Source organism: Embleya sp. NPDC005575 (assembly GCF_040605455.1).
Classification (GTDB): Bacteria; Actinomycetota; Actinomycetes; order Streptomycetales; family Streptomycetaceae; genus Embleya.
This window is the reverse complement of the sequence record NZ_JBEXCV010000208.1, coordinates 1-12,255: the sequence shown is the minus strand read 5'-3', so window position 1 is coordinate 12,255 and position 12,255 is coordinate 1. Positions and strand designations below refer to the sequence as shown.

The window sequence follows — 12,255 nt, the reverse complement described above, 5'->3', positions numbered from 1 at the left end:
AGCCCGGGCTGTACTTCCAGGCCGACGACCTGACGGTGCCCGAGGAGTACCGCGGCATCGGGGTGCGGATCGAGGACGACATCCTGGTCACCGAGGACGGCAACCGGAACCTTTCGGCCGGCCTGCCGCGAGCGGCCGACGAGATCGAGTCCTGGATGGCCCGCCTGCGCGCCTGACGCGAGTTGTTCGCACCGGAGGCCGCCCTTCCCGAGGTCCGGGAAGGGCGGCCTCCGGCGGGTGTGCCGGGGTGTCGTCGGCTCGGAATCGAACGGGTCGCGGCGACGCGGCCGTCGGCACGGACCGCGGTGCGTCGCGGCTCGCGCAAGAGCGTTGCGCAAGGTCGTTCGCAACTACCGGCGTCGATGGCCGAGTAGGGCAACGGCCGGGCTTCGGACGGGGGTTGGGGGGTGTGGCGGGGCCGGTCGCGATCGGAGCGGGTGCGCCCGGGCGTCGGCCGGCTCGGATCAGGACTCGCGCACGGCGGCGGGGTTCAGGCGTGCCTCGATCTCCTCGCGGACCGGTCGGTAGACCGCGTCGGCCGCGTGCATGCGGGCCGCGCAGTGCTCCCATGCCTGTCGGGAGCGTTTCCCGCGGCCCGGAATCAGGTCGTAGCGGCGCAGCCGCACCTGGCGAACGTCGACCATGAAACCGGACCTGGTGCGTATGCCGTGTGCCCAGCGGACCTCGGAGTCGGCGGCGCGCAGTTCGGTCTCGAAGGTGTCGTGAGCCCACCGCCAACGGGCCTGTTCGTCGTGGGTGGCCGGGACGACGGGGTTGCGGCCCCCTTCGCGTTCGATGATGGCGTAGAGGGTGAATTCCAGTCCGTCGGGGACCCGCACCCACGACAGGGTGTCCCACGGCTTGGGGACGGGCCGGAAGATGGCGCGACGCACGACGGTCATCGGGTCCTCACCGGCCGCCGCGGTTGTCGTCGCGGACGCTCGCGTGGGCGGTCGCGATCAGGGTCTGAGGGTCGATCGTCAGGTTGCGCAACACACGGGCGGCCGTGCCGTGTTCGAGTTCGGCGACGGCGATCAGGACGTGCGCCGTGCGCAGTTTCCCGGGGCGCTCGGCCTTGGCGATGGCGACGGCGCGCCGGAACACCTCGTTCGCGCTGCCGGTGGCCCGGTAGGGCCCGCGCGGGGCGGGGGCGGGCGAGGCCGCCGGCAGCGCGTCGGCGTCGATGCCGACCGAACGCAGCGCCGTGGCATGGGATTCGGCGAGGGCGCGGCGCACGTCCTCGACGTCGGCGCCGGAGGCGGCCAGGGCCGTGCGGGCGGAGTCGTCGGGCAAGGTGAGGGCGGCGATCAGCAGGTGCTCGGGGCCGGGGGAGTCCTCGCCGAGTGCCCGAGCCTCCTCCTCGGCGCCGGTGAGCAGGCGCTTCATCGCACCCATGTCGTGTATCGCGCTTCGAATACCCACGGTCGTTCCTTAAGAAGGTTGGCGGTCCGGTCGGTTACCGGTCCTGTTGCGGTGCTCGTCGGTTCGGTGCCAGTCGCTTGTGGGCGGCCTGGGCGCTCATGCCCAGGGCCTGGCCGATGTGGTTCCAGGTCCAGCCCTGGGCGAGTGCGTGGTCCACTGCGGATCGCTCCAACGCGGCCGCGAGGTTGCGCAGTGCGACCACGGCCGCGAACGCATCCTCGGGATGCTCGGGCGAGGGAACGTCTTTGGCCTCGATCACGCATCAACTTTAGTTGATGGTAGATCGGCGCGTCAACAAAAGTTGATGACGGAGGGTGGAGTCGGGATGTCGGGGCGGGGCGATACGAAGGGGGCATGACGACGAGCTTCGGTGAGCTCGACGACCGCCGGCTGCTCGATCGCGAACGCGACGCCCCGGGCGATCGCCGCGGGCTCGATCGCGATCCGACGCGTGCGCTCCGGTCGCCCGCCGGCGCACCCTCGGCGGACGACACTCGGACGACCGGCGCGCTGCGCCGTGCGGATCGACGAACTCGCCGGCGGGAGCCCCCGGTGGCGTGACCGGTGGCCGCGCCACGACGTGCGGGAGCGGCACGGTGGGCGAGAGCGGCTGCGCGGTCGAGGGGTGGGCTGATCGACTACGTGTACACCGCGTCGCACGTGGCCGAGCAGCCGGACACGTCGGCGATCCATGCCGACCCGCGCCGAGCGACCGCTTCCGCGGATGGGCGGGCCCGGCCGCGCCGGTCGGGTCAGGAGGCCACGGCCGCCGCGGTGGCCAGGAGTTCCCCGGGTGTTCCGGCGAAGTCGGACAGCAGGTTCGACGCCACGATCCACGCGTCGACGTCCTCGCGCAGGTGCCCGCGCACCAGGTCGCCGGCGTAGTCGCGGCAGACGAGCAGGGCGTGTGCGGCGGGCCGGGCCCCGGAGAGGATTTCCGTCGGGGTCAGCAGGCCGTCGCGCAGGAGGTCGCCCACCTCCCAGATGAGCAGGTCGCGTACGGGAGGGTCGGCGACCAGGGTGCGCGCGACCGCGGGCGATCGGATCGACCCGGAGGAGAAGAAGCCCGGTTGGCGCCGGACGAGGGTGGAGATCAGCGCTTCCGGGCAGTCCGGGTGATACGCCGCGATGGCGACCGTCGGGTCCCGGGTGGGAGCGGGCGCGGGTTCCGGCTCCTCGGCCAGGCGGGTCCACAACGCGGGCGGCACCCGGGGCGGCAGCGCGCGCAGCGGTCCCGGGGCCGGCCACGTCGCCACGTCCGTCGCCGACACGCAGCCCTCGACGCGGTAGTGGATCCGGCCGTATCGGGGATCGAAGAACCAGATGCCCTCGTCGGTCTCCGAGAGGGCCTCGACCACTTCGGGAGTGAGCTCGTCGCCCACCGCCTCCAGGGCCCGAACGGCGTCGTGGCGTGCGGTGATCCGCCGGGCGAGCCGGTGCGGCAGCTTGCCGGGCCAACGGCGGGCGAGCGCGACCGCGACCGCCGGGGCCGGGGTGTGCCGGCCGGCGCCGAACGCGAGCAGGTCCGCCGGATCCAGCGCGGAGACCACCTCGGCCGCCAGGTCCGGCTCGGCCCGGCTCAGCAGCAGCGACAGCGGACTGGCGGCGCCGCGGACCAGATCGCATGTGCCGGCGGCCGGCTCGATCGGGTGCGCCGGTGCGGGCGTTCGCGGTGCGTCGGTTGTCGGTTCGGGTATACCAGCCGGCCGCGCGACGTGCCGCAGCAGGTCGGGGACCGTCCCGGGATATCCCGGCCCCCGGCGGGCCAGGCGCAGCCAGCCGTCCACATCGGTCGGCAACAGCGGGGCCAGCGCCGTCAGCAACGGGCCGAAGGCGGCGGTCTGCGCGGAGCGCGGGGCGAAGTCGTCGACGGAGCGCAGCACGCGCCACGCGGGGCGCGCCGCGTGCAGGAAGCGCTCGGGAGTCAACACCTGCTCCAGCAGCGCTCGCTCCAGCGGCCGGTTGTTGTGGTCGACGGCGGAGTCCAACTCGACCACCGCCTCCGGCGGGCAGCCCTCGGTGCCGGCCAGCGCCGCGGCGACCGCGGGGGTGAACGGGGTCTGCCGATGCGCACGCACCAACGCGCCCCAGTTCGGCGGCGTTTCCACGATCGAGAGCACGTGGCGGGCCTCGCCGCGCCGCAACCCGCGGGCCCGCAGCAGCGCGATCAACTCGTCGCCGTCCGGTCCGGCGCAGGCCCCGACCTCCAGCAGCATCAGCCCCTCGGGCGCGTCGAGTGCCGCGCGCACGAGCGGGGCGACCACCCGGGTGCGGTACCGACCGACGGACAACGCGGCGGCCACCGCCTCCGGTCCCTCGGCCCGCCACAGCCCGGCGAGGGCCCGGAGCCGGGCCCGCTCGACATGCGGCCGGTTGGGCAACCGGCCCAGCACGATCAGCCCATGCCGGATCAACCGCGGGTCCCGCGCGTGGACGAGGGCCAGCGCGTAGATCCCGGTCCGGGTGGACGACAACATCTCGTGCAGCCCGGGGTCCAGGTCGCGGCTCAGGATCCGGCGCCGAACGCGGGTGTCGGCGCGCGGATTGACGAAGACGTGCCGATCCACCTCGGGGTCGTCGAGCGCCACCAGTTGCTCCAGCACCGCGCGCCGCAGTCGATCGTGCCGGGCGAGGGCGAGGTGGTCGCTGCGTTCGCCGTGGGCCAGCGCGTGGTCGACCACTCCCGGAACATCCGACAGTTCGGCCAGCAGCCGACCGCGCCCGCCCGGGTCGCAGCGTGCCGCGAGGCGGGTGACCAGGCTTGGATCGGCGTGCCGCCACAGTGTCGAGATGGCCCTGCTCAGCACGGTCCTTCGCCCCTTCCGTGCGCGCCGACCATCGGCGCGCGCGGGCGCCGGCCTGCCGCCGCCCATCCGATCAGTGTGGCAGCGGGCGGATCCGGCCAACCGCCCGGCCACCCGAACTCGGGGAGCCCCGGCCCTGTTTGCGGTGTCCGAGGGCCTCGGCGCGGGCGGAGCCGGGCCGTTGGCCGCGGTGAGCGTGCGCATCCGACGACGGGACGCCTGATCGCGGCTCGGTCGCGGGAGGGCGGCCCGAGCCGCGAGGGTCAGCGGGATCCGGTCAGGTGGGCGAACAACACCGTGTTGTCCTGGTAGCCGCCCTGCTCGGGGTCGTAGTCGCCGCCACAGGTGATCAGGCGCAGTTCGGCCCGGTTCAGGTCGCCGTACACGCGTTGCGTGGGGAAGTCGGCCTTGGAGAAACGTTCGACGGTATCGACGGTGAACACCGCGGTGCTTCGGTCGGCGCGGCGGATCTCGACGGTGCTGCCCGCGCGTACGGTGCCCACGTCGTAGAAGACGGCGGGGCCGGACGTCGAGTCGAGGTGGCCGACCAGCACGGCGGGGCCCAGTTCACCCGGGGTCGGTCCCTGGTCGTACCAGCCGGCCCGCCGACTCTGATCGGGGGGCGGCACCTGGACGCTGCCTTCGGTGTCGAGGCCGACCGCGGTGACGGGGGCGTGCAGGCCGATCTCCGCGATGTCGACCGTAGCCGGCTCGGAGCGGGACAGGAGCGGGCCCTCGACCGCGGGCGCGGCCGGTGGGGCTGGGGAGGGGGTGGTCGTGGATACGACCTTGGGCGCGGCCGTGGCCGCGGTCGGTGGTCGCCGCTGCTGGTAACCGAATACGGCGAGCACGATGCCAACGACGAGCACCGCGACGGCCGCCGCCAGGATGAGGCGGCGGCCGGCGCGGCGTACGAGAGGTGTGTCAGCCACGCAGGCTGCCCCGACGCAGCACGAAGGCGCCGACACCGGCACCGGCGACGGCGAGGGCGGCGCCCAGACCGAGCAGGTTGTCGTCGACGCCGGTGGTGCCACCCGCACCGCCGGCGACGGAGCCGACCGGGACGGTCTTGGTCTGGGTGGTGTGGGGAGCCGCCACCGGGTGGGCCTCGTGGTGACGGTTGGGCGTCACCTGCTTGTGCTTGTGGTCGGTGTGCTTCGCTGCCTCGGGCTTCTTGGCGGGCTTGTGGTCGACCACGACGGTCTTGTGATTGTTCACCACGTTGGTCGTGTGGTTGATGGTCGTGTTGTGGACGATGTGGTTGTTGGTGACGTCGCCGATGATCACCATCGGCCTGTCGTCCGGCTTGTGGACCGGCTTGGGCATGGGCTTGTCGGCCGGCTTGTGGACCGGCTTGTCCATGGGCTTGTCCGACGGCTTGTCCATGGGCTTCTCGGACGGCTTGTCCATGGGCTTCTCGGACGGTTTGTCGGCCGGCTTGTCCATGGGCTTCTCGGCCGGCTTGTGGACGGGCTTGTCGGTCGGCTTGTCGGTCGGCTTGTGCGCCGGCTTGGTCGAGCAGTCGTCCGCCGGGCGGGAGCAGTTCGGGGCGCCACCCTCCTTCTTGGCGCTCTGCTCGTCGGCGGATCCGCTGTTGGCGCCTGACGCCTCGGCCTTGATGTCCTTGGTCTGCGCGCCGGGACCATCGGAGGCAAGGGCAGTGCCTCCCATGGCGACAGCCAATAGGCCGGCGGCTACGGTGCTGCAAAAGACACGACTGGTACGCATCAGGGACGATCTCTCCTTAGCAGCCGGCGCGTGATCGGCGGTCCGATGGGGAACGCGACGGCAAAGCGGAAAGTTGCCTCTTATGGTGCGAAAATCACCCTAAGTAGCTTTATATAACACTTATGGACGATTGCCGCTCGGTGGCCCGGCGCCCGCAGATGCCATCCGAAGGTGTGCAACTCCGGTGCGAATCAGGTGAGTTGCCAGCTGTCGGCAGGTCCGGTCGGTCGACTGCGGTCGAGCGGTGGGGTGCACTCGGGTGGACGAGGATCCGCCGGGCGGCAGCGGGAGGTGGCGCGCCGCTGTGGTCGGCGGCGACGGCGTCGCGTCGAAGCGCCCGCCGACATCGCGACTCGGGCGCACGTGTGTCGCCTCTCGGCCCGGGCGAGCGCGGTGGCGGTCACCGTTGCCGGACGCACACTCGATCGAATGTGCCACGGATCGACCGAGCGGCGCGAAGCGGATCGCAGGCCGCAGCAGAGGGAGAAGCCCCAATGTTCGCAAGCGTGTTCGCGCTACTCTCCAACGGTTTCGACAACCGAGTGGGGGGACCGTGATGAGTGGCGCAGGCAGGCGAAGAACGCGAGCACGGGTGGTGTCCGGGATCGCCCCGATTCTGGCGGCCCTGGTGGTCGCCTCGTGCTCGATGACACCGGACATGTTCGACGGGCCGATACACGACGTCACGCGGGACTACCTGCGGGCCGTGGCCGGCGGTGCTTCGCCCGCACCGTTCTACGGCGACTGCGGCGGCACGCACGGCGGGAACGCCGAGCGGGCGTTTGCCGGCGAGGGCGGCGGGTTCACCTTCTCGCTGGACAGTTCCACCCAGGAGGACAACTCGGCCACGGTGAACGTGAACATCACCGGCCAGGACCACACCGCGTCCCCCTATGCCGTCGACCTGCGGCGGGAGAACGGGAAGTGGTTCGTCTGCGGCGTGGACACGCACCATGTGCAGATCGACGCCGGCCTCGCTCCGGGAATCGACTGACGCGCGCCCGGCGCTGTCCGGCGGATCCCGTTGGATCCCGCCGGATCTCGGCGGGTTCGTGTGGCGTCCGCCCTTCAGGCTCCTCGCCGCGCTTGTTCGCCACACCGAAGGACGCTCGCCTCACCGCACCGCAGAAGCAGCCGGGTGGGAACCACTGGGCGACTGCTTCTCCAGCGCGCCGAGGTACGGGATCGGACCACGCGGGACGCCCCCGGGTCCGCCGGACCGGATTCGGGTATCGGTGACGGCCGGCGACCCGGGTATTTCGCCCACGCGAGGGCGTCGGTCTGGGATATTGCGGGCGGAGCCCGATCGCCCACGCCCGGAACGGAATCGGAACCATGACGCCCGACCGCCACGCCTTCGGCGCCACCCGCGACCCGGCCCATGAATCCGCCCGCCGGAACCGGCCGGCCTCCCCGGCCCGTCGGCGCACGCTGCGCCTGCGGGCCGCCGCGGTCGCCGTGGCGGGCCTGTCGCTCATCGGGGTCGGCTCGGCCGACGCCTCCGCCGCAGCCTCGGACACGCCGCCGACGCCCACCCTGGCCTGGGCCCCCTGCGCCCAGGACGCGACCTTCGACTGCGCGAACGCCTTGGTACCGCTGGACTACCGCGACCCGCACGGCCGCACGCTCACCCTGGCGGTGATCCGCCACAAGGCCGCGGATCCGACCCGACGACTGGGCACGCTGGTCATGCAGCCGGGCGGACCGGGCAACTCGGGCGTCGACTTCGTCCGCGGCAACCACGCCGCGCTGCCCGCCGAACTGCGAGACCGATTCGACGTGTTCGGCTTCGACGCACGCGGAATCGCCCGCAGCGCGCCGTACGAATGCTGGGACGACGCCCGCTACACCCGGGAGATCGAACAGGCGCCGGGACACCCGGGCCCGGGCGGCTACGCACGGGCGGTGTCCACCGCGCGGGACTTCGACGCCGCCTGCGCGGCCAAGGCCGGCGACGTGCTGCCCTTCATGGGCACCGACTACGTCGCCCGTGACCTGGACCTGCTGCGCCAGGCCTTGGGGGAGCGCCGGCTCTCCTTCTACGGACGCTCGTTCGGCAGCTTCGTCGGCACCGTCTACGCCGACCGCTATCCGGGACGAGTCCGTGCCATGGTGCTCGACGGCGCCTACGACCCGGTGAACTACGCAAGCCGCCCCTACGATTACGACCGGCCGCAATACCTCGCGCTCGACGGCGCGATGGGCCGCTTTCTCGACTGGTGCGGCACCGATCCGACCGGCTGCGGATTCGGCGGCGGCGACGCGCGCGGCGCGTTCGACCGCCTGGTCGACGAACTCGACGCCCATCCGGTCCCCACCCCCTTCGGGGCCCTCGCCAACGGCTACACCCTGGCCTATCGCCTGATGTTCAACATCAACGAGGGCAAGGCGGTGTGGCCCGCGTTCGGCGCGGCGCTGCGCCAGGCGGAACTGCGCGACGGCACCGCGTTCCTGCTCCGGCCGCCGTCACCGGCGAGCTTCGACTTCCTCACCGCGAACATCGCCGTGGAGTGCGTCGACCGCGTCTACCCGAAGGACATGGCCCGGCTGGAGCGCAACGTGCGCGCCAACGCGCGCGACGCACCGCTGCTCGGCCCGGCCATCGGATTCGGCCCGCCCACCTACGACCACAACCACGCCCCGGCCTGTCTGCAGTGGAGTGGCGAGCGAGTCAGCCGGCATCAGGGCTCGTACCGGGCGTATGGTTCGGCGCCCATCCTGGTTCTGGGCACCACCGGCGATCCCGACACTCCGTACCGGGACGCGGTCGCGCCGGCCGAACGGCTGGACAACGGTCGGCTGCTCACCTTCCGGGCCGAGGGGCACACCGCCTTCGGTCGCAGCGCGTGTGCCAAGGCGGCGGCGACGGCCTACCTGACCGACCTGAACCCGCCGCCGCGTGGCACGGTCTGCGCCGACGAAGCGGATCCGACCGCCGCGCCGGCCGTGGCCCGCTCGGCGCGCGTCGCCGGCCCCGGCGCCGACGAAGGGTTCGACCGGATCGGCTGACCGGCCCGCCGACGGCCGAGGTGCGGGTGGCGCGGGGCCACGTGCTCCGGGCCGGTGCCGGATCGACAGGGTGCGGCATCGACAGGGCGAGGGCGTGATCCCGGCTTCGGTGGCCGACGGGAACACCCGTGCCGCGTCGCTTGTTCTCCTCCCGGGTGAGCAGGCGAACCAGTCAGGAGTTGTGACATGAGTGCACAGGTGGAGAAGGCGGTTCTGGCCGGCGGTTGCTTCTGGGGGATGCAGGACCTGGTCCGCAAGCAACCGGGCGTGACGGCCACCCGAGTCGGCTACTCGGGCGGTGACGTCCCGAACGCGACGTACCGCAACCACGGTGACCATGCCGAGGCGATCGAGATCCTTTTCGATCCGTCGGTAACGACCTACCGCGACATCCTGGAGTTCTTCTTCCAGATCCACGACCCGACCACGCGGGACCGCCAGGGCAACGACATCGGCCGGAGCTACCGCTCGGCGATCTACTACGCCGACGAGCAGCAGCGCGCGACGGCCGTCGAGACCATAGCCGACGTGCAGGCCAGCGGCCTGTGGCCGGGCGACGTGGTGACCGAGTTGGAGCCGCTGGGCGATTTCTGGCAGGCCGAGCCCGAGCACCAGGACTACCTGGAGCGCTACCCGCACGGCTACACCTGCCACTTTCCGCGCCCCGGCTGGAAGCTACCGCGCCGTACCAGCGCCTGACCGCGACCCGCCGCGCCCCGCACCGGACCCCGGCGCGGGGCGCCCTCGGGTCCGGACCGGCCGTATGGAACTGCGGGCCGACCGGCCGCGTCCCCCACCGCGGATCGACGTAGAGTCTCCCCACCTCCGGGGGGCCGGCGAACGCGGGACGGCACACGATGACCACGACTCCAGGAATCGACGACGAGGGGCGGGTTCGGGACGCGGGCGAGCCGCCGCGCATCCTCGTCGTGGACGACGACCCCGCCATTCGCCGCGCCCTCGAACGGGGCCTGCGCCTGGCCGGCTATCGGGTGCTGCTCGCCTCCGACGGCGCGGCGGCTCTCGCCGTCACCGGCAGCGCCGAGCACCCCACACCCCGCGCACCGCATGTGATCGTCCTGGACGTGGCCATGCCCGGCTGCTCCGGCATCGAGGTCTGCGCGACGCTGCGCGCCCGAGGCATCGAGACCCCGGTCCTGATGTTGTCCGCCCGGGACGAGACGGCCGACCGGATCACCGGCCTGGAGTCGGGCGCGGACGACTACCTCGTCAAACCGTTCGACCTGCGCGAACTCGAACTCCGCCTGCGGGCGCTGCTGCGCCGCCGACCCCCGACCCCCCCGGGCGAGGCCGTGCTCCGGGCGGGCCCGCTCGTTCTGGACGCCGCCGCGCACCTGGCCACCAACGACGGCGAGCCGGTGAACCTGACCAGACGCGAGTTCGCCCTGCTGGACGTGTTCGTGCGCAACGCCGGCCAGGTGCTGACCCGCGATCAGCTGCTGGCCCGGGTCTGGGGCTACGACTTCGAGGTCCGTACCGACGTCGTCGACACTTTCGTCAGCTACCTGCGCCGCAAGCTGGAGGCCGGCGGCCGACCACGCCTTCTGCACACCGTACGCGGGGTCGGCTTCGTCCTGCGGGTGGACGGCCGCGGATGACCGTCCACGAGGAGCGGGCGGCCACGGCGCGCCGCCGCCCGACCATGCGGCTGTCCACCCGGATCGCGCTGGCCGTGGGCGTCCTCGTCCCGCTTCTGGTGATCGCCGCCGGAACCCTGGTCGTGCGCTGGGTCACCGCCGACGTGACCCAGCGCCAGGACGCGGCACTGCGGCAGCGCGCCGACCACCTCGCACCCGACGCGCGAGCGCTGCTGCGCGCCGTGGAGAACGATCGGGAGAACGCGGTCCGCGCCCGGGAGAACAAGCTGCTCGATGGTGCACTCGACCTGGGCGTACGGGTCGAACTGCCCGGTGGACCGGTGTCCGCGGGACCGCAACCGCCGCCGGACGTGAAGCTGCCGGACTCCCGGCACCGCGGCCCGGTCACGGTCCGCGCCGACGGCAAGGCCTGGCGCATGGTCACCCGTCCGCTCGGCGCGGCCCGCGGCGGCGCCGGCACCCTGCGGGTGTTCGAGCCGACCACCGAGACCGACGCGCGGACCGCGCTGCTGCGTCGGCGCGTGCTCGTCGTCGCCGCGTTCGCCGTACCGATCTCGGCGCTGGCCGGCCTCGCCGTGGGTGCCGGCGCGACCCGCTCGTTGCGCGCGTTGGGCCGACGCGCGGCCGCGATCGAGCCGGACGACGAAGCGCGCCCGGACGTACACCTGCCGTCCGGCGTGGCCGAGGTGGACGACCTCGGCCGCACGCTCGCGGCAGTGCTCGGTCGCTACGACACGCAGACCGCCCGCACCCGCGAAGCACTGGAGACGGCACGCGCGTTCGCCGCGACGGTGGACCACGAACTGCGCGGACCGCTCACCGGCATCCGCACCGACCTGGACGTGCTCGCGGCCTATCCCGACCTGACACCGGCGGAGCGCGCCGAGATCCTGGGCGACCTCACGGCCGGGCAGGAGCGCATCCTGTCCCTGCTCGCGTCGCTTCGCGCGCTCGCGCAGGGGGATCTGGCCGACGAGCAGGCCTTCGAGCGAGTCGACCTGGGCGAACTGGCGCACGAGGCGGCCCGCGACGCGCGGATGCGGCATCCGGGCGCGGACGTGGTGGTGTCCGCACCTCAGGAGGTCCGAGTGGACGGTCTGCGGCCGGGGCTGCGGCTGCTTCTGGACAACCTGATCGGCAACGCGCTCGTGCACGGACGCGGACGTGGACCGGACGGTGCGGCCTCGATCCGCATCGGTGTCGACATCGACGCCGGCGGGGCCCGGATTCGAGTGGACGACGACGGCCCGGGGATACCCGTCGAGCGGCGCGAGGAGGTGTTCGAGCGGTTCCGCCGGGGCTCGGACAGCCCGGGGGCCGGCCTGGGCCTGACCCTGGTCGCCCAGCAGGTGGCGCTGCACCGGGGACAGGTCTGCGTCGGCACCGCGCCGCCCGGACCCGGCACCCGCGTCGAGGTGCTGCTGCCGGTGCGGCGCCCGCACGAGCCGACGGGCGAGACGGGGGAGATCCGGCACGACTGGCTGACCCGCGAGCCGGCGGAAACCGCGCCCCAGGAGTGACCGGGCCTCGGGCCCGGCCGCTCGGCCGGGCCCGACCCGGCAATTCCGGGGCCCCCCGGGACCGTCCCGGCCCCCCGTCCGGCTCCGCCACGAACCCCGTCCCGGACAACGCAAAAGCGTCGTGAAAGGAAAGAGAGTAGATAAAACGGGGTA

The 12,255-nt window shown here is 72.8% G+C and carries 11 protein-coding genes and 1 pseudogene; 6 read left to right on the top strand and 6 right to left on the bottom strand.

The annotated features are described in order from the left end of the window. Window positions 1-176 (top strand): annotated as a pseudogene (locus ABZS54_RS38760) (aminopeptidase P family protein); the annotation flags it as partial. 288 nt (window positions 177-464) lie between these two features. Here ABZS54_RS38760 and ABZS54_RS38755 read toward each other — a convergent pair. The 6 genes from ABZS54_RS38755 to ABZS54_RS38730 all read right to left on the bottom strand — a co-directional run bounded on the left by ABZS54_RS38755 (window position 465) and on the right by ABZS54_RS38730 (window position 5,897). Beyond that, a complete protein-coding gene (locus ABZS54_RS38755) occupies window positions 465-902 on the bottom strand; it encodes a hypothetical protein (protein WP_355546913.1) in 438 nt (145 codons plus the stop codon). 7 nt (window positions 903-909) lie between these two features. Continuing rightward, a complete protein-coding gene (locus ABZS54_RS38750; RefSeq protein ID WP_355546911.1) occupies window positions 910-1,422 on the bottom strand; it encodes a Clp protease N-terminal domain-containing protein in 513 nt (170 codons plus the stop codon). A 34-nt stretch (window positions 1,423-1,456) separates the two neighbouring features. Further along, the gene (locus ABZS54_RS38745; RefSeq protein WP_020551356.1) at window positions 1,457-1,681 is read right to left on the bottom strand and encodes a hypothetical protein; all 225 of its coding nucleotides are present in this window, start codon (window positions 1,679-1,681) and stop codon (window positions 1,457-1,459) included. 493 nt (window positions 1,682-2,174) lie between these two features. Further along, a complete protein-coding gene (locus ABZS54_RS38740) occupies window positions 2,175-4,229 on the bottom strand; it encodes a hypothetical protein (protein WP_355546909.1) in 2,055 nt (684 codons plus the stop codon). Window positions 4,230-4,489: 260 nt separating this feature from the next. Continuing rightward, window positions 4,490-5,158: a class F sortase gene (locus ABZS54_RS38735; RefSeq protein WP_355546907.1), complete on the bottom strand. Its 669-nt coding sequence runs from the start codon at window positions 5,156-5,158 to the stop codon at window positions 4,490-4,492. Further along, window positions 5,151-5,897, bottom strand: a complete 747-nt coding sequence (locus ABZS54_RS38730; protein WP_355546905.1) for a hypothetical protein — start codon at window positions 5,895-5,897, stop codon at window positions 5,151-5,153. The genes ABZS54_RS38735 and ABZS54_RS38730 overlap by 8 nt, the downstream gene beginning before the upstream one ends. 652 nt (window positions 5,898-6,549) lie before the next feature. Here ABZS54_RS38730 and ABZS54_RS38725 point away from each other — a divergent pair. From ABZS54_RS38725 to ABZS54_RS38705, 5 genes are all read left to right on the top strand, one after another. Further along, entirely contained in the window at window positions 6,550-6,948 is a 399-nt protein-coding gene (locus ABZS54_RS38725) for a hypothetical protein (protein ID WP_355546903.1), read from the top strand. A 341-nt stretch (window positions 6,949-7,289) separates the two neighbouring features. Further along, complete coding sequence (locus ABZS54_RS38720) at window positions 7,290-8,963, top strand: alpha/beta fold hydrolase (RefSeq protein ID WP_355546901.1); 1,674 nt, start codon at window positions 7,290-7,292, stop codon at window positions 8,961-8,963. 186 nt (window positions 8,964-9,149) lie between these two features. Then, window positions 9,150-9,662 (top strand): peptide-methionine (S)-S-oxide reductase MsrA, encoded by a 513-nt coding sequence (msrA, locus tag ABZS54_RS38715; RefSeq protein ID WP_355546899.1) that lies wholly within the window; start codon window positions 9,150-9,152, stop codon window positions 9,660-9,662. A 158-nt stretch (window positions 9,663-9,820) separates the two neighbouring features. Next, complete coding sequence (locus tag ABZS54_RS38710) at window positions 9,821-10,582, top strand: response regulator transcription factor (RefSeq protein ID WP_355546897.1); 762 nt, start codon at window positions 9,821-9,823, stop codon at window positions 10,580-10,582. Next, window positions 10,579-12,102: a HAMP domain-containing sensor histidine kinase gene (locus ABZS54_RS38705; protein WP_355546895.1), complete on the top strand. Its 1,524-nt coding sequence runs from the start codon at window positions 10,579-10,581 to the stop codon at window positions 12,100-12,102. Before ABZS54_RS38710 ends, ABZS54_RS38705 begins: the two co-directional genes overlap by 4 nt. The last annotated feature ends 153 nt before the right edge of the window (window positions 12,103-12,255 follow it).

Coding starts and splice junctions, on each gene's coding strand:
- ABZS54_RS38720 (WP_355546901.1), top strand. CDS start 7,290: ATGACGCCCGACCGCCACGCCTTCGGCGCCACCCGCGACCCGGCCCAT.
- msrA (WP_355546899.1), top strand. CDS start 9,150: ATGAGTGCACAGGTGGAGAAGGCGGTTCTGGCCGGCGGTTGCTTCTGG.
- ABZS54_RS38755 (WP_355546913.1), bottom strand. CDS start 902: ATGACCGTCGTGCGTCGCGCCATCTTCCGGCCCGTCCCCAAGCCGTGG.
- ABZS54_RS38705 (WP_355546895.1), top strand. CDS start 10,579: ATGACCGTCCACGAGGAGCGGGCGGCCACGGCGCGCCGCCGCCCGACC.
- ABZS54_RS38730 (WP_355546905.1), bottom strand. CDS start 5,897: ATGGGAGGCACTGCCCTTGCCTCCGATGGTCCCGGCGCGCAGACCAAG.
- ABZS54_RS38710 (WP_355546897.1), top strand. CDS start 9,821: ATGACCACGACTCCAGGAATCGACGACGAGGGGCGGGTTCGGGACGCG.